The 19,085-nt window shown below is 71.7% G+C and carries 20 protein-coding genes; 2 read left to right on the top strand and 18 right to left on the bottom strand.

Features of this window, described 5'->3' with window-relative positions:
- Positions 1-4: 4 nt before the first annotated feature.
- Both AB0F17_RS21295 and AB0F17_RS21290 read left to right on the top strand, forming a co-directional pair.
- On the top strand, positions 5-889 hold the full coding sequence (locus AB0F17_RS21295) for a hypothetical protein (RefSeq protein WP_358025383.1): 885 nt from the start codon (positions 5-7) through the stop codon (positions 887-889).
- A gap of 40 nt (positions 890-929) precedes the next feature.
- A complete protein-coding gene (locus AB0F17_RS21290) occupies positions 930-2,084 on the top strand; it encodes a cysteine desulfurase family protein (RefSeq protein ID WP_358025381.1) in 1,155 nt (384 codons plus the stop codon).
- Between the two features lie 44 nt (positions 2,085-2,128).
- Here the strand turns inward: AB0F17_RS21290 and AB0F17_RS21285 are convergent, their stop codons facing one another.
- The 18 genes from AB0F17_RS21285 to AB0F17_RS21200 all read right to left on the bottom strand — a co-directional run bounded on the left by AB0F17_RS21285 (position 2,129) and on the right by AB0F17_RS21200 (position 18,993).
- Complete coding sequence (locus tag AB0F17_RS21285) at positions 2,129-3,130, bottom strand: hypothetical protein (protein WP_358025379.1); 1,002 nt, start codon at positions 3,128-3,130, stop codon at positions 2,129-2,131.
- A gap of 31 nt (positions 3,131-3,161) precedes the next feature.
- Complete coding sequence (locus AB0F17_RS21280) at positions 3,162-4,310, bottom strand: ABC transporter permease (protein WP_358025377.1); 1,149 nt, start codon at positions 4,308-4,310, stop codon at positions 3,162-3,164.
- Positions 4,307-5,485 carry an ABC transporter permease gene (locus tag AB0F17_RS21275; RefSeq protein ID WP_358025375.1) on the bottom strand — a complete coding sequence of 393 codons (1,179 nt, stop codon included), beginning with the start codon at positions 5,483-5,485 and terminating at the stop codon, positions 4,307-4,309. The genes AB0F17_RS21280 and AB0F17_RS21275 overlap by 4 nt, the downstream gene beginning before the upstream one ends.
- A gap of 2 nt (positions 5,486-5,487) precedes the next feature.
- Positions 5,488-6,426, bottom strand: coding sequence for an ABC transporter ATP-binding protein (locus AB0F17_RS21270; RefSeq protein WP_358025373.1), 939 nt, complete (start codon positions 6,424-6,426; stop codon positions 5,488-5,490).
- Positions 6,423-7,418 (bottom strand): right-handed parallel beta-helix repeat-containing protein, encoded by a 996-nt coding sequence (locus AB0F17_RS21265; protein ID WP_358025371.1) that lies wholly within the window; start codon positions 7,416-7,418, stop codon positions 6,423-6,425. Before AB0F17_RS21265 ends, AB0F17_RS21270 begins: the two co-directional genes overlap by 4 nt.
- Positions 7,406-7,903, bottom strand: coding sequence for a hypothetical protein (locus tag AB0F17_RS21260; RefSeq protein WP_358025369.1), 498 nt, complete (start codon positions 7,901-7,903; stop codon positions 7,406-7,408). The genes AB0F17_RS21265 and AB0F17_RS21260 overlap by 13 nt, the downstream gene beginning before the upstream one ends.
- Entirely contained in the window at positions 7,900-8,682 is a 783-nt protein-coding gene (locus AB0F17_RS21255; RefSeq protein WP_358025367.1) for an alpha/beta hydrolase, read from the bottom strand. The genes AB0F17_RS21260 and AB0F17_RS21255 overlap by 4 nt, the downstream gene beginning before the upstream one ends.
- A gap of 11 nt (positions 8,683-8,693) precedes the next feature.
- Positions 8,694-9,548, bottom strand: a complete 855-nt coding sequence (locus AB0F17_RS21250; protein WP_358025365.1) for a nuclear transport factor 2 family protein — start codon at positions 9,546-9,548, stop codon at positions 8,694-8,696.
- Positions 9,545-9,970 carry a phosphopantetheinyl transferase gene (locus AB0F17_RS21245; protein ID WP_358025363.1) on the bottom strand — a complete coding sequence of 142 codons (426 nt, stop codon included), beginning with the start codon at positions 9,968-9,970 and terminating at the stop codon, positions 9,545-9,547. The genes AB0F17_RS21250 and AB0F17_RS21245 overlap by 4 nt, the downstream gene beginning before the upstream one ends.
- Positions 9,967-10,872, bottom strand: a complete 906-nt coding sequence (locus AB0F17_RS21240; protein WP_358025361.1) for an ACP S-malonyltransferase — start codon at positions 10,870-10,872, stop codon at positions 9,967-9,969. The genes AB0F17_RS21245 and AB0F17_RS21240 overlap by 4 nt, the downstream gene beginning before the upstream one ends.
- 29 nt (positions 10,873-10,901) lie before the next feature.
- Positions 10,902-11,768: an alpha/beta fold hydrolase gene (locus tag AB0F17_RS21235; RefSeq protein ID WP_358025359.1), complete on the bottom strand. Its 867-nt coding sequence runs from the start codon at positions 11,766-11,768 to the stop codon at positions 10,902-10,904.
- On the bottom strand, positions 11,765-13,006 hold the full coding sequence (locus AB0F17_RS21230; RefSeq protein WP_358025357.1) for an FAD-dependent oxidoreductase: 1,242 nt from the start codon (positions 13,004-13,006) through the stop codon (positions 11,765-11,767). Before AB0F17_RS21230 ends, AB0F17_RS21235 begins: the two co-directional genes overlap by 4 nt.
- Positions 13,003-13,833: a nitroreductase family protein gene (locus AB0F17_RS21225; protein ID WP_358025355.1), complete on the bottom strand. Its 831-nt coding sequence runs from the start codon at positions 13,831-13,833 to the stop codon at positions 13,003-13,005. The genes AB0F17_RS21230 and AB0F17_RS21225 overlap by 4 nt, the downstream gene beginning before the upstream one ends.
- Positions 13,830-16,076 (bottom strand): beta-ketoacyl-[acyl-carrier-protein] synthase family protein, encoded by a 2,247-nt coding sequence (locus tag AB0F17_RS21220; protein WP_358025353.1) that lies wholly within the window; start codon positions 16,074-16,076, stop codon positions 13,830-13,832. Before AB0F17_RS21220 ends, AB0F17_RS21225 begins: the two co-directional genes overlap by 4 nt.
- A 29-nt stretch (positions 16,077-16,105) precedes the next feature.
- Positions 16,106-17,170 carry a glycine cleavage T C-terminal barrel domain-containing protein gene (locus AB0F17_RS21215; RefSeq protein WP_358025351.1) on the bottom strand — a complete coding sequence of 355 codons (1,065 nt, stop codon included), beginning with the start codon at positions 17,168-17,170 and terminating at the stop codon, positions 16,106-16,108.
- Between the two features lie 3 nt (positions 17,171-17,173).
- Complete coding sequence (gene fabZ, locus AB0F17_RS21210; RefSeq protein WP_358025349.1) at positions 17,174-17,758, bottom strand: 3-hydroxyacyl-ACP dehydratase FabZ; 585 nt, start codon at positions 17,756-17,758, stop codon at positions 17,174-17,176.
- Positions 17,755-18,045, bottom strand: a complete 291-nt coding sequence (locus tag AB0F17_RS21205) for a phosphopantetheine-binding protein (RefSeq protein ID WP_358025347.1) — start codon at positions 18,043-18,045, stop codon at positions 17,755-17,757. The genes fabZ and AB0F17_RS21205 overlap by 4 nt, the downstream gene beginning before the upstream one ends.
- A gap of 168 nt (positions 18,046-18,213) precedes the next feature.
- Entirely contained in the window at positions 18,214-18,993 is a 780-nt protein-coding gene (locus tag AB0F17_RS21200; protein ID WP_250906283.1) for a 3-oxoacyl-ACP reductase family protein, read from the bottom strand.
- Positions 18,994-19,085: the final 92 nt, after the last annotated feature.

The raw sequence follows: 19,085 nt of genomic DNA, 5'->3' as shown, positions 1-19,085 counted from the left end.
CACCATGAAAGACGCGCTCGCCGCCCGAGTATCCAAGAGCCACCAGCTCGTCGGCTCCGAAGAGGAGCTGCGCCGGCTGATAGACCGTGAGCTGACCGCCTCCGGCGTGGACAACCTGGTCGTCATGGGCGGCCACTTCATGCTCTTCGAAGACGAGGGGCGGCTCGTCCCCGGTGTCATCAAGGAGCAGCGGTCCGAGCTGATGCGCCGCCGGATCGCCGGCCGGGTGGGCATCTTCCCGGAGTACAGCTGGCAGCTCTCCGTCGACCTCCTCACCTCGTACGCGGAGACCTGCGACGACGCGCGGCTGCTCCTGCTGATCAACGACTGGCAGTACGTGCCCACGTCGGGCCGCCCGGCGAGCGAGCTGCGGGCGGAGTTCCTCGAGCGCTTCACCGGGCTGCCCGAAGAGTACGAGCGGGTGCTGCGCGAGGCCGGGTTCGGGCCGGACCGCGTGCTGCCGAGCCGCAAGCACCCGCTGGCCTTCCCCGAGACGTGGCTGAAGTACCGCTTCCAGAAGGCCGCCGACCGGTTCGTCAAGCAGGGGCGGCTGGAGAAGCGGTTCCTCGACTCGGGCGAGAAGGACACCGAGGTGGCCTTCCTCGACGACGAGGGCAACTACCGCACGCTGATCAGCTGCGGCATCACCGGGTGCGCCGGCGAGATCACCGAGATGATCTCCGAGGTGCACAAGGCCGGCTACCGGGCGATCGTGATCTTCGCGCCTGGCGAGTGTCTCGCACCCGTCCAGACGGGCGTCGACATCGCCCTCGAGCTCTACCGGCTGCCGGACATGCTGGTGATCATCGCCGACCCCGGAGGGAGCGGGGAGATGTCCACCGACGAGATCTACTCGAAGCTCGTGACGGTCAGCACGTTCAGGAGCTGACCCGGCGCGAGACGGACCACCGAAAGTGACGGGCGGGACCATGGAGATCATTTATCTGGACAACTGCGCCACCACCCGCGTAGACGACGAGGTGGTCGACGCGATGCTGCCGTACCTGAGAGAGGACTTCGGCAACCCGTCGTCGCCGCACGTGCTCGGCAAGCGGGCCCGCCGGGCGGTGGACCTGGCCGCCGTGTCGGTGGCCGAGCTCCTGGGCGCCGACCCGCGCGGCATCGTCTTCACCTCCGGCGCGACCGAGAGCAACAACATCGCGCTGCTCGGCATGTTCGCCCACGCGGAGCGCGCGCCCGTCAACGCGTTGTTCTGCCCGACCGACCACAAGTCCGCGCTGGCGATCGGCCGGGCGCTGGCGGGGCAGGGCGTCGAGACCCGCACCATGGCGGTACGCCAGGACGGGCTGATCGACCTGGCCGACCTGGCGGAGCGGCTCGACGTCCACTCGCGCGTCGCCACCGCCGCCCTGGTCAACAGCGAGATCGGCTCGATACAGCCGGTGTCGGAGCTGGCCGCGCTCTGCCACGAGGTCGGCTGCCTGCTGCACGTGGACGCCGCCCAGGCCGCCGGCCGGATCCCCATCGACGTGGTCGAGACCGGGGTGGACACGCTGGCGATCTCCGGGCACAAGGTACGCGGCCCGAAGGGCATCGGCGCCCTGTACGTGCGGCCCGGCGTGCGCCTGCGGCCGATCACGTACGGCGGCGGCCAGTACGAGCTGCGCAGCGGCACCATCCCCACGCACCTCGTGGTGGGACTGGGCAAGGCGTGCGAGCTGGCGCTGCGGCGCCTCGACGACGACTGGATGCGGGCCGTACGGCTGCGCGAGACGGCCCTCGACCTGATCACCACCCGGCTCCCGGGCACGCGGATCAACGGCGACGCGCACGCCGGGGTGCCCCATGTGCTCAACCTGGTGCTGCCAGGGGTTCGCGGGGAGAGCCTCGTTTCCAGCCTGCGTTCCGTGGCCGTGTCCACGGGGTCCGCGTGCAACTCCGACTCCCAGGAGCCGTCACACGTCCTGACGGCGATCGGGGTGAGCGCCGAGGACGCGAACAGCTCCATCCGGATGTGCCTCGACCCGCGCATGCCGTTCGACGAGCTGGTGCGCGGCATCGAGCTGATCTGCGAGCGGGCCCTGGAGCTGGCCGAGGTGTCGATAGCGATGCAGGCCACATGACGTAAGCCGGACCCGCCAAGAGACGGGTCCGGCCAAAGACGGGGTCAGGCGCCGTTGGGCAGGAACTTCCTGGCCGCCTGCACCCCGGCCTGGAAGCGGCTGGTCGCGTCGAGGTCGCGCATCAGCGAGGCGATGTGCCGGCGGCAACTGCGTACCGACATGCCCAGCTTGCGGGCCACGACCTCGTCGGTGTAGCCCTTGGCCATCAGCGCGGCGATGGCCTGCTGGAGGTCGTCGGCCACGTTGGCGTAGCCGGACTCGATGCCCTCCAGCGGCGTGGCCGTCTCCCACAGGTGGTTGAACAGGTCCAGCAGGAACTGCGCGACCCCGTGGTTGTGCACCCGCGCCACGTTGGTCTCCCCGTCCGACAGCCCGAACAGCACCACCAGCGACCGGTCGAAGACCACGGCGGAGCGCGGGATGTGGCTGACGGTGCACACGGAGGCCCCCGCGTCGGTCAGCTTCTTCATCCGCATCCGGGTGGCGAGGTCGGCCCGGTTGCGGTGCTGGCAGATGATGCGCACGGTGATGCCCCGGCCGAGCAGCGGCGAGTACGCCTGCGACAGCTCGTCCGCGTCGCTCAGGCTCGACTGGAGCACCAGCACCTCGTCCCGGCACGAGTCACTGGCCATCTTGAGGAAACCCCGGACCTCCATCGACCCCACCAGGTACTCGATCGCGCTGGGCGCCGAGGGTCTGCCGGAACCGGTGTAGTCCTGCCGGAACACATTGATCCGCTCACGAATCTGGTCGATCAGCTCGCGACGCTGGTAGATCTCCCGCTCGACAGAGGAGACAAGCGAGGCCGCGGCCACCTCGGGATCCACGGGGACGAACCGGCGGCCCGCCCCGTCCTCCGTCATGAGCAGGCGGTTGTCCACCAGATGCGCCACCGCCGCGTGCATCTCATGCAGGCCGATGCCGAGATCGGCGGCGGCCACCTCCAGCGCCTCGATCGCGCCCTTCCTGGCCGCGTAGCGATAAACATCGGTGGCGTGGTCGCCGCCTACGGGGGCCATCCCCGGATACAACGGAATAGTCGTCATCACGAACTCCCATCAACTCAACTACGCGGACTCAGGTGAAGGTTCTTGTGCGCCGGTTGAACAGGAACAGGGAGAGGCCGAGCAGCCCGGCCGCCATCCCGGAGAGCACGGCGAGCTCGGGGAGCACCGTGCCGATGCCCGCGCCGGGCCTGGTCAGCGCCAGCAGCGCGTCCATGCCCCAGGCGTGCGGGAAGAGATGACCGAGCGAGTTGAGGAAGTCCCCCGCCGACTCCCTCGGCCACAGGCAGCCGCCCAGCATGCCGAGCACGATGCCGAGCGGCGGCCCGATGGCGGGCGCCTGCGACGGCGAGCGCACCAGGCTGCCGACCAGGATCGCGGCGCCGGTGGCCACCAACGAGAACGCGCCGACGACTGCGGCGACGCCCAGCGGGTCGCCCCACGACACCCCGAACACCAGCGAGCTCACCACCATGATCAACAGCGACTGCGCGACGGCCACGACGAACCTGCTCAGCGCCTCCCCCGCGAGCACCGACCGGCGCCTGACGGGGGCGGTGAGCGCGCGCTGGAGCATCCCGAGCCGCCTGCTCTCGGCGAGCGCGGCGGCGACGGCCATGGAGTTGATGAACGTGAACAGCAACAGGTTGCCCGGGGCCGTGTAGGCGAAGCCCCTGGGGGTGGCGCCGGACGTACCGGAGCCGACGACCGAGACGCGGCCCGACTCGGCCTGTGCCTCGCGTACGCGCGCGGCGGCCTGCGCGGGCGTGGCGCCCGCGGCCTCGACCGCCCTGGTGGCTTCGAGCACGGCGGCCACCCTGCCGACCGCGACATCGACGGCGCTGCGGGCCGCCATGCCGCTGCCGTTCACCTGGGTCATGACGAGTTCGAGCCGGGTCGAGCCGGCCGGGATCACCACCCCCGCGGCCAGGGACCCTTCGCGGACGCCCGACCGCAGGTCCTGCTTGGTCGCCACGGGTGTGATGGCGAGGTCGGGGTGCGCGCGCAACTCCTTGAGCACGGCCGCCGCCACCGGATCGGAGCTCGGGGCGACGACTCCGACGGGTAGCTTGGCGGCCCCCACGGCGCCCCCGCCGAGCGCCATGCCGACGAACGCGAGGTTGACGAACGGCATGATCACCATGAAGAACAGGCCGACCTTGTCGCGGGAGAGCCGGCGCAGGTTAGCCGCCACCAGCGCGAGGATGGGATGTGGCCTCATCCGAGCAGCCCCTTCCTGAAGCCGGCCGCGGCCAGGCCGCCCGCCGCCAGCGCGATCGCGCACAGCACGCCGATCGGGACGATCACCGTGGTCAAGCCGCCACCGGAGCCGGCGAGCTGGACGAGCCCGGTCGACGTCCACCCGTTCGGGGTGAGCAGCGCCACCTTCTGCAGGAAGCCGGGCAGGTTGTACAGCGGCACCAGGCTGCCGCCGAAGAAGGCCATCACGAACGAGACGACCATGGTGATCCCGTCGGCCTGGGCGTCGGTCTTCGCCCGGCTGGCCACCAGCATGGTGATCGCGGCGGCGGCGAGGACGTGCGCGACCAGCAGCGCGAAGACCGCCACCGGGTCGCCCCAGCTCGTGCCGAAGATGAGCGAGGAGGACACCCAGGTGGCGCAGACGCTGACCACGCCGAGCCCGAACCCGACGAGCGCCTTGCCGGCGATCGGCGCCCACCGAGGGATCGGCGCCGCCCGCATCCGGTCGAGCGTGCCCTGCCGCCGCTCGGTGAGCAGGCTCCTGAACGACGCACCCACCACGAAGAAGGCGAACAGGGCGGCCATGCCGGAGCCGTAGTACACCGACAGGTCGACCTTCCCGCCTTCCATGGGATCGTCGGCCAGGCTCAGTCCCGGCCCGGCGGCGCCGTTGCGCTCCACCAGCTCCTTCACCCGCTCGCCCGGCACGCCGTACGCGAGCGAGGCGCGGACCGCGAGCGTGCGGGCGTCCACCACCGAGGAGATGCGGTCGACGATGGCGTTGGCCACCACGCCCGCCAGCGGCGACTCGGCGGAGCTGAGCACGGCGACCTGGCCGCCGGCGCCCGCGCCGACGCTCTTGGTGAAGCCCTGGGGGAACACGATGGCCGAGCCGATGTCACCGGCGTCGAGCGACTGCTGCGCCTCCTGCCTGCTGGGCAGGTCGCGCAGCGTCAGCATGCCCTTGAGCTGCTCGCTGGACATGACCTCGCGCCGCACGCTGGCGGAGAACTCGCCGCGGTCGAGGTCGACGAAGCCGATCGTGGCGCGCAGCGGCGGGTCGTCGCCGCCAAGGGCGAAGCCGAACAGGGCGGCCAGCGCGATGGGCACGATCAGCGCGACCACCAGGGCCGTCCCGTCGCGCGTCCGGGTACGCAGCTCCAGCGCGGCCACGGACAGAAGGGGTCTCAGCATGGTCAGTCCCGCAGCTTGCTGCCGGTGAGGTGGAGGAAGGTGGCCTCCAGGTCGGGTTCGATGACCTCGACGGCGATCACGGTGGCGCGGCCGTCCACGGCGGTGATGATCGCGGGCAGCACGTAGCGGCCGCCTTCCGCGAGCAGCCGCACGGAGCCGGTGCCGGTCCTGACCGCCTCGATGACGCCTTCCAGCGCCTGGAGCTTGTCGAACGCGCCGTCCACGTCGCCGTCGAGCATCAGCTCGATCGTGTCGGCGCTGCCGACCATGGCGACGAGCTCGTGGCGGGTGCCCTCGGCGACGATCCGGCCGTGGTCGATGATCCCGACCCGGTCGCAGACCCGCTCGACCTCCTCCATGTAGTGCGAGGTGTAGAGCAGTGCCATGCCGTCGGCGACCAGCCGCTCCACGCCGTCGAGGATGGCCTTGCGGCTCTGCGGGTCGACGCCGACGGTCGGCTCGTCCAGGATGAGCACCTCGGGCCGGTGCAGCAGGGCCGCGCCGATGTTGATCCGCCGCTTCATGCCGCCCGAGTACGCGCCGAGCTTGCCGTCGGCCCGGTCGGACAGCCCGACCAGGTCGAGCACCTCGTCGATGCGCGCCGCCAGCGCCCGCCTCGGCAGGCCGAACAGCCGGCCGAAGAAGCGCAGGTTCTCCCGCCCGGTCAGCTCCGGGTAGAGCGCGATCTCCTGCGGCACGTAGCCGATCTTCGCCTTGGCCGCCATCGGCTCGGTGGCGAGGTCCGTGCCGCACACCAGCACGTTCCCGGTGGCGGGCTTGAGCAGGCCGACGAGCATGGAGATCGTGGTCGTCTTGCCCGCGCCGTTCGGCCCGAGCAGTCCGTACGCCTCGCCGGGGGCGATGGCGAACCCCACATCCTGTACGGCGAGCACGTCGCCGAACCTCTTGCTCAGGCCGGTACAGGCCAGGGTCGCGGTCACCGGCCCCACCCCTCCGGCTCGCCCTTGTCGGCCGTGTTGCCCGCGCAGACCTGGCGTTCCAGATCGACGCCGAGCTGGTGGTCGAGCGGGCTGTTGCCGGTCACCAGGTTCCACAGGATGTGGTTGTCCACGGCGTCGTCGCCTCCCCAGTCCTTGGACGAGCCCATGACGAACGCCGCGCCCATGACCGTCTCGCCGCCGGGATGGTTGTCGTGGATCCGGTTGTCCACGACGCTGACCCGGTGCGTCCCGATCAGCGCCAGGCCCACGCCGGAGATCGGCGGGCCCGCGGCCCCCAGCGCGTCGGGGGCGTCGCCGCCCGCGGCCAGGCCGTTGCCGTACAGGTCGTTGCCCGAGACGAGGCAGTCGCGGACGCCGCCGTCGGGCTCGCCCTCGTAGGTCTGGTTGAGCATCAGCAGCCCGGCGGCGTTGCCGTGGCAGGCGTTGCGCAGCACCCTGACGTGGGAGGAGTTGTCGATGAAGATCCCGAAGGCGTTGGCGAAGGCCTCGTTGTCCGCCACCAGACCATCGGCCTCGGGGCAGAAACTGAGCGCGATGCCGCCGTACTGGCTGCCCGACGCCGTGCAGCCGGTCACCTCGCAGCGGCTCGACTCGCGCACGTAGACGCCCCAGACCGCGTTGCCGGCCGCCTCGACGTCCCGCACGGTCAGGCCGGTCACGGTGTGGGCGTAGATCCCCGCGCCGGAGGAGCCGCGCACGGTCAGCCCGGCTATCGTGACGTCACAGGCACCGTGCACGGTGATGCCGCTGACGACGTCCGCCGCCGCGTCGTGCAGCGGCGGGATCCCTTCTGGGACGGAGTCTCCGGGGACCAGCACCGTGCGGCCCGCTCCGGTGCCGGTCAGCGTCACGCCGCCGTGCCTGATCCATACGTTCTCCGCGTACGTGCCCGCCGCCAGCTCGATCGTCGCGCCGGCGCCCGCCTCGTCGAGCGCCCGCTGGATCGACTCGCCGGGCCTCACCTGGGACATCCTGGGTCTCCCTCGTTGTCGACGTACACGATGGCCAGGGAGACGAGCAGTCCGGCGCCCATCCCCCATCGGGCCGCCCCGGCCACCCGGCCCTCGCGGGGCGCCAGCCGTACCAGGGCCGCCTGTTCGCACGCGCCCTGGACGGCGTAGGACGAGCCGCCGGTCAGCATGAGCCCGGTCGAGGCGGTCAGTTCCGCGGCCGCCTCGTCGAGCAGCCGCCGCGTCCAGGCGGCGGGCCGCCCGGCGCGGGCCTCGAAGTCGTGCCAGGTGAAGCCGGGCGGGCGCCCGCCGACCGCCTTGATGAAGCACTCCTTGACGGAGAAGGCCACCTCCTCCACGCCCAGCTCGCGCTCGGCGGGCGTGGTGAGGTGGTCGGTGAACACGGCCCCGCCGCGCCCGGCCGCCCTGGCGAGCCGGTCGGCGTCGACGATGTCCACACCCACCAGGACGGGAAGCCCCACGTCCAGAACGGCTGGCAGCCTCATGCCGAGACCTTGGCGCAGCGGGCCACGAACGGTTCGAGCACGGCGTTGTACTCGGCCGGCCGCTCGATCATCGGGATGTGCCCGCTGTCCTCGACCACCACCACGTCGTTCTCCGGGTAGCCGGCCAGCAGCTCCAGCCACGGGCCGACCGGCGTCATCCGGTCGTGCCTGCCCCAGACATACAGGGACGGGCAGCGGACCTTGTCCAGCGCCGGCTTGACCTGGTAGCGGCGGGTGGCCTTGAGGCTGCGGGCCATGCTGACCATGGCCTCCGGCTGCCGGAGCATGGTGCCGACCTCGTCCATCTGCTCCCGGGTGAAGAAGGGCTCGGTGCCGTGGAAGAGCGCGGACACCATGCGGGCGCCGAAGTCGTCGCCGAACGGCTGCACGCTGGCCCGCCGGTCGAAGCTCAGCCCCACGTCGGGGTCGGGAGTCAGGCCCGGGGCGCCGCTCACCACGATGCCCCTGATCCGGTCGGCGCGGCGCCCGGCCAGATCGATGGCGACCAGGCCGCCGAGTGAGTTGGCGCAGAGGATGAGGTCCTCGACACCGGCCTCGTCGCAGGCTTCCAGCAGGGCGTCGCCGAGCCGTTCGATCGACCCGGCCACCCGGCGGTCGAGCGCGCAGATCGCCTCGTGCGTACGCAGCACCGGCACGCCGGCCCGCGCCAGATGGCGGTAGGGGTGCTCCCAGATCCAGCCGCCGGCGAACAGCGCGGACATGAAGACCACAGCGGGGCCGCCGTCGCCGAGCCGGTGCTCGGTGGTGAAGTCGGACATGAAGGCTCCAGTCACAGTAGGGAGGCGTCGCCCGGGATCCACCCGCAGCCGCAGGCGGCGTCCGGTCCGACCCGGACGACGGTGTCGCAGGCGGGACAGCGGGCGTACTCGCGGATGTCGGAGGGGATCCAGACGCTGGTGAGCACCCGGGTGCACAGGCCGCCCTTGAAGAAGCGGCGCATGCTCCGCTGATGCGGCCTGGCGTGCACCGCGCGGACGGACTCGGGGCGATCGAAGGCGGTCACGGTGAACTTGCGGTCGCCGACGTCGAACGTCGCCAGGCCGAGGAAGCCCTTGGACGCCCGCAGCGACTTGACGACCTCCACGCTGAGCAGGTCCACGTCCGCCGCCTCCGCGTCGTCGCGGACCTCCAGCCAGGTCAGCGTCAGGACGCCCGGCGGCTCCGTACGCCCGGTGGGGACGCGCGCGCTGACGCCGAACTGCCTGACCTCGTCGGCTGCCGGCACGAACCGCGCCGAGTAGCCGAGCGTCTCCGCGACCGCCAGCCGGTCGAAGCAGCGCCGCACGTGCGGGCCGTCCGCGCCGAGGGTCACCAGGTCGCTCCCCTGGACGCTGACCGTCCCGCCGACCGCGGGCATGCCCAGATAGGGCGCGCGGTGGTCGGCCTGGAGCGTCCACCAGAGCGTGACGGCGTCGCCGTCGCCGACCACCCGGTCCACCAGGAACCGCGGCCGCTGGAAGCGGGCCAGTGTGCCGGCCGCGTGCGCGGCCAGTGCGGCGCCGCTCAGCTCGCCGCCGGAGTCGGGGTCGCTGTAGGAGGCGGCGGTGGCGGCCACGGCCTCGGGGTCACCGGCCTGCCACGCTTCCAGGTGCTGCTCGGCGGCCTTCCTGGCGTCCATGGTCATGCCTCGTTCTCGTCTTCGGGCAGCCGCGCCGAGGCGACGGCCACGGCGAGCACCTTGCCGTCGGTGTGGCTGAGCGAGAGCCGGATCTGCCGGTCTGGCCCCGCCGCCGCGCGCAACGCCCCGCCGAGCCGGACGGCCGGCGGGTGCCCGGTGTGGCAGACGGCGGTCTTCGCGCAGTTGGCGGTGGGCCGGGGCAGCACCTCCGCCTGGCCGAGGTGCTCGGCCGTGGGAGAGACGCCGAGGAGGCGGAGCACCGCGTACTTGCCCGCCAGACGCCCGGCCCAGTGCTGGAGCGTGCGGCCGTACCCGGACCTGAGGCGCTCGGCCGCCGTGTACACCTCTTCGAGGCGCATGTCGCCGACCAGCTCCTGCGGCCGGGAGAGCCCGGCGAAGCCGACCATCGCGCTGCCCCACCGGTTCATGCCGCGATCTCCCTGGACAGCCGCCGGAGGGTGGCGGGCTCGGCCAGGCTCAGGCAGCGCGCGCCCGCCCGGCGCGACAGGCCCGAGAGCACCTTGCTGTCGCCCACCTCGACGCCGGGGGCGAGCCCTTCCACCGCGGTCACCGTGTCCGTCCACCGGACCCGCCCGGTGAGCTGGGCGATCAGCGCGTCCCTGAGCGTGGCGAGGTCGGTGGTGGGCTCGCCGGTCACGTTCGGGACCACGGGCACTAAGGGCTCGGCCATCGGCGCGGCCCGCACCGCCTCGGCCCAGGCGGGGACGGCCGCCGCCATCAGCGGAGAGTGGAAGGCGTTGCCGACCCGCAGCGGCACGATCTTGCTGGCCCGGGTGGCGAGCTTGCCCAGCCGGTCCAGGGCCGGCAGCGCGCCGGAGACCACCACGTGGCCCGGCGCGTTCTCCAGGCCCACGACCAGCGGCTCGTCCTCGGTGCCCGCCTCCGCGGCCAGCTCCTCGACGTCCTCGACCGGCAGGCCCATCACCGCGTGCATCCCGCCCATGACGCCGACGCCGGCCATCAGCCGGGACCTGAGCTCGACCAGCCGTACGGTGTCGGCGAGGGTGAGCACGCCCGCCGCGTGCAGGGCGCTCAGCTCGCCGACGCTGTGCCCGGCGACCACGAGCGGCTCGAACCCCTCCTCCAGCATCACGGCCAGCGCCGCCAGGTTGCACGCCGTCACCGCGATCTGCGCGTGCTCGGTCGCCACCAGCCTCTCGAGCGGCCCGCGAGCGCACAGCGGGGTGATGGGCTGTGAGAGCAGCGCGTCAACCTCGTCGAGCCGCGCTCGCGCCACGGGTCGGCGACGCAGCCACGCACCCATACCGACACGGACCGTGCCTTGTCCTGGGAAGAGAAATCCAAGCATGACGCGTACTCCTTTTCGCCTACATCCGCCTAGAGCCGCCTGCGCGGTCGCCTCTCCTCGTGGGCGGCCTGCTCGGTGCCGAGGAAGCCGAGGAGCAGCTTGTTCACCTCGTCGGGGGCGTCGAGCGGGAGCCAGTGGCCCGCGTCCTCGACGCGCTCGTAGCGCCACGGCCCCTTGACGTACTTGCCGGACGCCGACATGCCCTCTTCCAGCAGCGCCTTGTCGCCCGCTCCCCAGACGCCGAGCGTGGGCGCCAGCACGGGCGGGAAGGGGCGGGCCGGCCGCAGCTCGGCCGCGGGTGAGCGGTTGGCGCGGTACCAGTTCAGCCCCGCCGTCAGGGCGCCGGGCCGGGCCAGGTCGCGCAGGTAACGGTCGTAGTCGCCGTCGCGGCCCATGATCTCCTTGAACAGCCGCCACCCGTTGCGCCGCAGCAGCTCCTCGCTCACGCCGGGGAACTGGTAGAAGAGCATGTACCAGGAGGCCGCCCGCTGCTCCAGCGAAGGAGTGGCGAAGACGCCCGGGTGCCCGACCGACAGCACGGCCAGGTGGTCGAGCCTGCGGGGCATCAGGAAGGCGTACATCCAGGCGATGGCCGCGCCCCAGTCGTGGCCGACGATGTGCGGCCGGCGAATACCGAGCCGCATGGTCAGCGCGACGACGTCGTTGACGATCGTCTGCATCCCGTACGCCTCGATCTCCTGCGGCTTGCCGGAGTCGCCGAACCCGCGCAGATCCGGCGCGATCACCCGGAAGCCGCCCTCGACCAGGGCCGGGATCTGGTGCCGCCACAGGTAGGAGGAGTCGGGGAAGCCGTGGAGCAGGACGACGGGGTCGCCTTCGCCCTCGTCGACGTAGGCGAGCTCGACGTCGTTGACCTGGATCCGCTTCTTGTTCATGCCGTCTCCCTGAACAACCGCTCGGCGAAGAACTCGCTGAAACCGAACTCGGGCACGTCCTCGGGGGCGACCATGTTGAGCAGCCCGGTCACCTGCGCGGCGAAGTTCTTGGCCATGAGCTTGCGGACCCGGCGGCGCCGGGCCACGGCCGCGGGCCCGAACTCCACGTGCAGCCTGCTGATGATCGAGGCGCCGAAGTCGAGGCGCTCCAGGCGGAAGTCCCGCTCCTCCAGGTAGGGCGCGAACGCTCCGGGCGACCAGTCGTCGCCGCCGAGCAGGATGTCGCAGACGGTCCGCGAGTCGCGCAGGGCGCAGGAGAGCCCGGTGCCGAGCACGGTGTCGGCGTTGCCGGCCTCGTCGCCGATCAGCACCACGCCCTCGGTCAGCGGCGGTCCCTCGGGGACGCTGGACACCGACGGCCACACCGACAGCGGGCCCGCCGGGACGGCCTCGGTCACCGCCTTGCCCCTGTCGGGCAGGCAGTCGAGCTCGAAGGCGGCCAGGAACCGCTCGACACCGCCGGGGCCGCGGTAGCGGAGCTTGTTGACCGTGGGGAAGTTCAGGTAGAGGCGGGCCCGGCCGTACCCCTGAGGGAAGACCATGAACATGACGTCGCCCTCGGTGCCCATGGCCTGGACGTCGGCGGGCCAGCCGGCCATGCCCTCGACCATCATGCCGCCGCCCCAGTGATGCATGGAGTTGCGCATCCTGACGCCGATCTGGCGGCCGACGGTGTTGCCCCGGCCCGTGGCGCCGAGCACCATCCTGGCCCGAACCTCCTGCGGGCCCTCGGCGGTCTGGTAGGTCACCACCGGCTCGCGACCCGGCGTGACGGAGACGCGCGCCGCGTCCAGCACCAGCCGGGCGCCGCTGTCCGCGGCCTGCGCCGCCATCAGCTCGCACACCTGGTGGTGCGGGAACGACATCGGCCCGCCGATGCCGGGGATGAAGCGGGTCATGTCCACCGCTTCGACCTCGTCCTCGGTGACGGCCTCGTCCCAGGTCATCCACTCCCGGATCTCCCAGCCGCCGCCCGCCCCGAAGCAGTCGTACACGCCCAGCCGCTGCGCCTCCCTGATCCCCCAGGGGGCCAGCCACTCGCCGCGGACCAGGTCCCGGTACTCCTCCTGCTTCTCCAGCAGCACGACGGACAGCCCGCCGGCGGCCAGCTTGCAGGCCGCCGAGGCGCCCGCGATGCCGCCTCCGGCAATGACGACGTCGGCGTAGTCGACGGTCATGCCTCCCACCTCTCCCAGTACGTACGTTCGTTCGCCCCGTGCCGATCCGCCGGCCGGAACTCGGTGCCGAGCGTGTAGGCGACCGGGATCAGGCACACCTGGGTGACCCCGGTCGGGATGCCGAGCAGCTCGCCCACCTGACGCTCATGGGGGACGTGCATGCAGGTGATCGTGCTGCCGAGGCCCCGGCTGCGCAGTGCCAGCTGGAACGACCAGATCGCCGGGAAGATGGAGCCGTAGAAGATGCTCGCCCGCATCGGGCCGTGCTGGACCAGGTGTCCCGGGTCCTCGGAGACCTTGTCGGCCATCCGCCGGTCCCAGGCCGTGTTGATGGCCTCGATGTCCGGCGGGCGGCCCAGGACGCAGGGCATGACCAGGACGGGCACCCGCCCGATGGTCTCGACCAGCGCCTCTGCCGAGTCGTAGTTCTTGCGGGCCTGCCGGTTGTTGCGCCGCCTGCCCGCGTTCGTCCACATGTCGTTGCGGTGGAACGTCCAGGAGGTCGTGATCATCTCGGCGATCCGCTCCTTGACCGCCGGGCCGGTGATCACCAGCCAGCGCCAGTTCTGGTGGTTGTTGGCGGTCGGGGCCTGGACGGCGACCTGGAGGGCTTCCCGCACGATCTCGCGGGGCACGGGCCGATCCAGGTCGAGCCGCCGCCTGACGGACCGGGTGGTGGTCAGCAGCCGGTCCGTCTCGGCCACGTCGAAGGGCGGTCCTTGCGCGGGCTCGCGCTCGGGCTCGATGAAGGGCGGTCCTTGCGCGGGCTCGCGCGCGGTGAAGGGCGGCGAGTCCGCGGGGCCGGTGAGGGGCAGCGTCGCGGTCATATCGCCCCCAGCAGCACGGCTCCGCGCACCGAGCCGGGCGCGGCGGTCAGCACCAGCGCCTGCCTGATCGAGTCGGCCAGATCCGGCTTGGTCACGTACGAGGACGGCTCGCCCGCGTGCGGCTCGACCAGCCCGGTGAGGGCGGGCGCGATCCCGTCGCGGATGGCCAGGGCGGCTAGGGCGATGTTCAACGCACCGGTGGCGGCCTGGCAGTCGCCGGTCAGCCCCGCCGACGCGGTGAGCACCGCACCGGGCAGCGCCGCCAGCACCACGGCCGACTCCTCGGCGTCCCCCGGAACCCCGGTACCCGCACCGACGACCAACTCGGGCCGGGCCTCGGGCAGTCGGGCGAGCGCCCGTACGACCAGGTCCCCACCGCTTGCATGTCCGGTCCCCAGGACCCGCGCGTACGGCCGGCCGTCCCGGCTCGCGCAGTGCTCGGCCGACTCCACCACGAAGGCCACCGCCGCGGACCCGGGAACCGTGCCCGAGTGCCGCCGGTCGTACGGCGACACCACGGCGTCACAAGCGGCCGTGGCGACCGTCTCATCGGCCGCGACCACCAGCACCACGTCCGCCTTGCCCGCCCGGATCATCTCCAGCGCGCAGTCGAGGGCGATCGAGGCCGACGCGCCGCCGTTGCAGATCGTGGTGGTGGGCCCGCGCAGGCCGAGCGTCTGGCAGACCGCGCCGCCGGTGGCGTTCAGCACGACGTTGGAGAAGCTCAGCACGGCCGGTTTGTTTGGGTTGGCGGCGATGCTCTCGTCGAACCCGCCGGTGCTCTCCGCCGACCCGGCGCCCGTGGCGAACACCAGCCCGACGTCGTCGAGCTCCTTCCTGGGCAACTGCAGCCCGGCGTCCTCCCAGGCCAGCCGGGACGCGGCGATCGCCATCCTGGACAGGTGGTTCATGTGCCGCCACAGCGAGCGCGGCGCGAACGTCCGCCCGTCGAGCGACGGCGGCCGCCCGGCGGCCTGGCGGCCGGTGACGATCGCCTCGGTCACCTCGCCGATGCCAGTGCCCAGCCCGGTGACGGGTCCCAGCCCGGTGATGACGGCCGCTCTGTCCGGCAGCTCGTCGTACGCCCGCGCGGGTCGCGGCGTCGTCAGCACGAGCGAGACGTTGTTGCCGCCGAAGGCGTAGTTGTTCGACACGACGGTCTCGATCGGCAGCTCCCGTGCCACGTTGGGCACGAAGTCCAGGTCACCCGGCTCGGCGTCGTCGTCGAAGCCGATGGTGGGCGGTGCGGTGCCGTTCCGCAGGGCCAGCACGCTCGCGACGGCCTCCACCGCGCCCGCGGCGCCCAGCGTGTGGCCGACGAACGACTTGATGCTGCTGGTGGGCACCTGCCCGGCCCGTTCGCCGAACACCACCCGCATGACCTTGGCCTCCATGGCGTCGTTGGCGGGAGTGCCGGTGCCGTGGCCGCTCACGTAACCCACGTCGCCGGAGGTCAGGCCGGCGTCCGCGAGCGCCCGCCGTACCGCGCTCGCCCCTCCCCGCCCCGTGGGGTCGGGTGCGGTGGCGTGGTAGGCGTCGGCCGACAGGCCGTAACCGGCGACCTCCGCCAGCGGCGTGGCGCCCCGCGCGAGCGCCCGGTCCAGTGGTTCGAGCAGCAGGAACGCCGCCCCCTCGCCGAGGTTGAGCCCGTCGGAGTGGCTGTACGGCCGGCACGGGCCGGTGCTGAGCGCCTTGAGCCCGGCGAAGCCCGCGTACGTGCCGAAGAGCAGCGGGTCCACACCACCGGCCAGGACGACGTCGGCCTCACCGGTGAGGATCTTGTCCTTGGCGAGGCCGACGGCGTTGCCGCCCGCCGCGCAGGCGGTGGACACCAGGATGCGCGGCCCGCGCATGCCGAGCCGGTCCGCGACCACGTCCTCGGTACGGTGCATGGGCTGGTAGCGGCCCGCGGCGTCGGGGGTGGCCTGGCACTTGCCGAGGATGATGCCGAACCGGTCAGGGTCTTCACTCGCCAGGCCCGCCTGCTCGATCGCCTGGCGGGCGGCGATCAGCGCGAGCCGGGCGGTACGGTCCAGGCCGGCGTCGGACTCCGGTAGCTGCCCGTCGATCCACTCGTCGGGCACCTGTCCGGCATGCCGCGCCTCGAACACCGCGAAGGACTCGTCCAGGACCGGCGTGAGACCTCCGGTGCCCGAGATGAGCCGCTGCCAGAACTCCGCCGGATCGCGGCCGATCGCGCAGATGATGCCCAGGCCGGTGACGACGACAGGCCGCAGCGCCATGCTTGTCTCCTTCTCAGAGGGCCGGCCGATCAGATGATCGGGATGCTCCAGCTCTTGGGCACGATGTACGGACTGGTCAGCGTGGTCACCTCGACGCCGCCCACGGTGAACTCCAGCCCGGCCGCGGCCAGCTCGGCGTCCACCCTGGCCAGCCCGAGCGTGGCGCCCAGACCGGCGCTGTGCACCGCGTGCACCACCTCGCCGATGTCCTCACCACCGGCCAGCACCCTGGCGCCGGCCTCGGGGACGGCGTCGCCGCCGGTGAACCCGACCGTGCGACGGCCCTGACCCGACTCGAACGCCGCCAGCACCGCCTCCCTGCCGACGAACTCGTCCTTGGTGACGTCGACCAGCCAGTTGGCACCGATCTCGATCACGCTCGCCCCGGCGGTGGCCTCGTGGCGCGGGATCGGCTGGCGTACCTCCAGCATGGCCAGCTCCAGGGCCTCCTGCCCGGCCGCTCCCGCGTGCTCCAGCGCCTGGCTCCACAGCTCGGCCGCGGCCTCGATGGGCACGATCATCTGGTAGCCGTACTCGCCGGTAAAGCCGGTCCGGGCGAAGATGATCTCAGTGCCGTTCCAGTCGGTCTCCACCACCGACTCGAACGGCAGCGAGGCCAGCTCGCCGTCGATCAGCCGCCCGACCACACCCCAGGCGTACGGGCCCTCCAGGGCCAGAACCGTGAGGTCGGCCGACCGGTCGGTGATCACGACGCCCTCGTCGTTGTGCTCCTCCAGGTGCTCCAGCAGGCGCGTACCGGCGCCGCAGGAGCTCTCCAGCAGGATCCCGTTCTCCCGGCCGAAGGCCAGCACCTGGTCGACGACCTGCCCGCTCTCGTCCAGGACCAGGCTCATCATGCAGCGCTCCGAGGTGAGGTACTCCACGTCGCGGGCGAGCAGCCGCTGCGCGAAGTCCACGGCCGCGGGGCCGGTGATCTCGATGAGGCGGTTCCCGCCCAGATCGAGTACGGCGGCGCGCTCCCTGAGCACCCGATACTCGTCGGACGACGCCGAGAAGCGCAGCGGGACCGAGCTGTCACCCACCTCGCCGTAAACGGTGCCCTCCGGATGCAGGTTCGCGAGGACGGTAGCCATGCTTCACACCTTTCGTACGGAACGTTGACCCGCCGGATCGGCGATCGTGAGGTTTCCTTCGGCGGCGATCTGGCCATCCACCCGCGCCGACACCCGGTATTCGGCGAACCCGGCGCCGCCCGCGGTCCGCTCGGCCGACAGGGTCAGCTGGTCACCGGGGACGACGGGGCGACGGAACCGCATCGACCTGACCCCGGCCAGGTAACTGATCTCGCTCGCGCCGGCCAGGGCGAAGACCACCCCGGCCAACTGGGCCAGCGCCTCGATGATCACGATGCCGGGCAGCACGGCCGCGGTCGGGAAGTGGCCCTGGAACCAGAGTTCGGTCCCGGCGACGTTCTTGGTCGCGGTGCCCTTGACCCCCGGCTCCACCTTGCTGACCCGGTCGAGCAGCAGCATCGGCCAGCGGTGCGGCAGCACCTGCCGGATCTGGTCGTGGTTCAGCCCGGTCGCCGTAGCCGCCGACGCAGCCGTGGCCGCCGTCTTGGGCGCCGTCTTGGGCGCTGTCACCGCGGTAGTCACCGCGGTAGTCGCCGCCGCTGTGGCCGCAGCCGTCGCCGAGGCGAGCTGGGTGGCGCCGATCGTCATGTCGTCGCCCGCAGGGCGGGGTTGACCTCGTCCGCCAGCCGCGACACCGAACCGAAGACGGCCATCTCGCTGTCGTACAGCGCCACGCCGAACTCGGCTTCGATGGCGACGTACAGCTCCAGGACGTCCAGGCTGTCGAGTTCGAGGCCGCGCCCGAAGAGCGGCTGGTCGTCGGTGATCCAGTCCGGCTCGATCTCCAGGTCGAGCCGGGACACGATCATCTTCTTGATCTGGGTGCACGTCTGCCGGCGCTCGGCGGCCTTCGCGCGGAGCTGGTCGAGGTTCATCCATCCTCCATGTGCCTCGTGACAGGGGCTTGCGGTCGGGGACTGGTACACGGTTCGTAACGGGGTCTGCTCACAGGGACCGGCTCGCAGAGGTCGGCTCACAGCGGTCGGCTCACAGCCGGGTCAGCTCACAGCGGGTCAGCTCGCAGCAGATCAGCTCGCAATAGGTCAGCCGAGGCCGCCGCCGTGGGCGACCACCACCGCACCGGACATGTACGACGCCTTGTCAGAGGCGAGGAAACTCACGATCGTCGCGATCTCCTCGGGCCGGCCCATGCGGCCCAGCCGGATCCGCGACTCGTAGTCCTTCCTGATCTTTGCGGGCACCTTGCGCGTCATATCCGTGGCGACGAACCCGGGCGCCACCACGTTGGCCCGGACCCCATGCGGAGCCGCCTCGTTCGACAGCGCCTGGGTGAAGGCGATGATCGCCCCCTTGGAGGCCACATAGTTCGTCTGGCCGGGAAAGCCGCCGTCCAGCCCGCTGGTCGAGGACACCGTCACGATGGCGCCCCGCCGCTGGTGCTGCATGATGCGGAGCGCTTCCCGGCAGGTCAGGAAGGTGCCGATGACGTTGGTGTCGATGGGTTCGCGGAACTGGTCCAGGCTCATGGCGACCAGAAAGCGGTCCAGGGTGATCCCGGCGCTGGTCACCAGCACGTCCAGGCGGCCGTGGTCGGCTCGTACGTCCTGGAACATCCGCCGTACCTCGGCCTCGTCCGTGACGTCGGCCCGCGCGGCCGTCGCGCTGCCGCCCTCCTTCCCGATCAGGGCGACGACCTCTTCGGCGTCCGCCTCCGAACGGGCGTAGTTGACCACGACGTGGGCACCCTCCCGGGCCAGGTCGAGCGCGACCGCCCGGCCGATGCCGCGCGACCCGCCCGTAACCAGGGCCACGGAGCCTTCGGCAAAGAGCATCATCGTCTCCAGGGGTTTGACAATGCGCATACCAAACAATCGGTACCTGCACCGATAAAGCTACTAAAGGCGGATATCACGCCTGTATCATCCAGTTATCTCTGCGTTGACGGCGATAAGTA

The sequence above is a fragment of the Nonomuraea sp. NPDC026600 genome (assembly GCF_040638335.1).
Classification (GTDB): domain Bacteria; phylum Actinomycetota; class Actinomycetes; order Streptosporangiales; family Streptosporangiaceae; genus Nonomuraea.
The sequence above is the reverse complement of the archived record's forward strand: the minus strand, read 5'-3'. Positions and strand labels throughout refer to the sequence as shown.

Excerpts from the sequence above, each read along its gene's own strand:
- AB0F17_RS21205 (WP_358025347.1), bottom strand. The coding sequence starts at position 18,045 with ATGAACCTCGACCAGCTCCGCGCGAAGGCCGCCGAGCGCCGGCAGACG.
- AB0F17_RS21240 (WP_358025361.1), bottom strand. The coding sequence starts at position 10,872 with ATGCTTGGATTTCTCTTCCCAGGACAAGGCACGGTCCGTGTCGGTATG.
- AB0F17_RS21215 (WP_358025351.1), bottom strand. The coding sequence starts at position 17,170 with ATGGCTACCGTCCTCGCGAACCTGCATCCGGAGGGCACCGTTTACGGC.
- AB0F17_RS21225 (WP_358025355.1), bottom strand. The coding sequence starts at position 13,833 with ATGACCGCGACGCTGCCCCTCACCGGCCCCGCGGACTCGCCGCCCTTC.
- AB0F17_RS21220 (WP_358025353.1), bottom strand. The coding sequence starts at position 16,076 with ATGGCGCTGCGGCCTGTCGTCGTCACCGGCCTGGGCATCATCTGCGCG.
- AB0F17_RS21290 (WP_358025381.1), top strand. The coding sequence starts at position 930 with ATGGAGATCATTTATCTGGACAACTGCGCCACCACCCGCGTAGACGAC.
- AB0F17_RS21200 (WP_250906283.1), bottom strand. The coding sequence starts at position 18,993 with ATGCGCATTGTCAAACCCCTGGAGACGATGATGCTCTTTGCCGAAGGC.
- AB0F17_RS21265 (WP_358025371.1), bottom strand. The coding sequence starts at position 7,418 with ATGTCCCAGGTGAGGCCCGGCGAGTCGATCCAGCGGGCGCTCGACGAG.
- AB0F17_RS21255 (WP_358025367.1), bottom strand. The coding sequence starts at position 8,682 with ATGTCCGACTTCACCACCGAGCACCGGCTCGGCGACGGCGGCCCCGCT.
- AB0F17_RS21285 (WP_358025379.1), bottom strand. The coding sequence starts at position 3,130 with ATGACGACTATTCCGTTGTATCCGGGGATGGCCCCCGTAGGCGGCGAC.
- AB0F17_RS21245 (WP_358025363.1), bottom strand. The coding sequence starts at position 9,970 with ATGAACCGGTGGGGCAGCGCGATGGTCGGCTTCGCCGGGCTCTCCCGG.
- AB0F17_RS21260 (WP_358025369.1), bottom strand. The coding sequence starts at position 7,903 with ATGAGGCTGCCAGCCGTTCTGGACGTGGGGCTTCCCGTCCTGGTGGGT.
- fabZ (WP_358025349.1), bottom strand. The coding sequence starts at position 17,758 with ATGACGATCGGCGCCACCCAGCTCGCCTCGGCGACGGCTGCGGCCACA.
- AB0F17_RS21275 (WP_358025375.1), bottom strand. The coding sequence starts at position 5,485 with ATGCTGAGACCCCTTCTGTCCGTGGCCGCGCTGGAGCTGCGTACCCGG.
- AB0F17_RS21295 (WP_358025383.1), top strand. The coding sequence starts at position 5 with ATGAAAGACGCGCTCGCCGCCCGAGTATCCAAGAGCCACCAGCTCGTC.
- AB0F17_RS21230 (WP_358025357.1), bottom strand. The coding sequence starts at position 13,006 with ATGACCGTCGACTACGCCGACGTCGTCATTGCCGGAGGCGGCATCGCG.
- AB0F17_RS21235 (WP_358025359.1), bottom strand. The coding sequence starts at position 11,768 with ATGAACAAGAAGCGGATCCAGGTCAACGACGTCGAGCTCGCCTACGTC.
- AB0F17_RS21250 (WP_358025365.1), bottom strand. The coding sequence starts at position 9,548 with ATGACCATGGACGCCAGGAAGGCCGCCGAGCAGCACCTGGAAGCGTGG.
- AB0F17_RS21280 (WP_358025377.1), bottom strand. The coding sequence starts at position 4,310 with ATGAGGCCACATCCCATCCTCGCGCTGGTGGCGGCTAACCTGCGCCGG.